Origin of the sequence: Methylophaga lonarensis MPL, assembly GCF_000349205.1 — a bacterium.
Taxonomy (GTDB): domain Bacteria; phylum Pseudomonadota; class Gammaproteobacteria; order Nitrosococcales; family Methylophagaceae; genus Methylophaga; species Methylophaga lonarensis.
In genome coordinates, this window is the sequence record NZ_APHR01000103.1 from 1 (window position 1) to 546 (window position 546).

1 protein-coding gene is annotated in these 546 nt (G+C 51.9%); it reads left to right on the top strand.

Features of this window, described 5'->3' with window-relative positions; genetic code table 11:
- On the top strand, window positions 1-546 hold a 546-nt coding region (locus MPL1_RS13040), incomplete at both ends, for an aminotransferase class I/II-fold pyridoxal phosphate-dependent enzyme (protein ID WP_009727606.1).

Sequence of the window (546 nt, forward strand, 5' to 3'; positions counted from 1 at the left end):
AATCAAGAACAGATCTGTTGTTACTGGCCTCTCCGTCAAACCCGACAGGAACGGTATTGGAGCAAGCCCAACTTGCGCAAATAGCCGAACAGGTCAGGCTACAGGGTGGGCAATTGATCGTCGATGAGATTTATCACGGTCTGACCTATGATGGCTTTGTTGCACCGACTGCGCTGTCGGTCGATGACGAAGCGATTGTCATCAACAGTTTTTCCAAGTTTTTTGGCATGACTGGCTGGCGATTGGGTTGGCTGGTAGTGCCGGAAAGACTGGTCGCGGTGATGGACAAACTGGCACAAAACCTGTTTCTGGCTGCCCCTACACTTGCTCAATACGCGGCCCTGGCTGCATTTGAGCCGGAAACACAGCAGATCCTGGAGCAACGGCGACAAGCGTTTGAACAGCGCCGAGATCGTTTGATGCTGGGCCTTAAAAAATTGGGCTTCAAAATTGACAGCACACCACGCGGTGCTTTTTATATCTACGCCGATTGCAGTGCTTTACTGGACAAGGAAACACCCGACWGCATGCGCCTGTGTCAGCGTT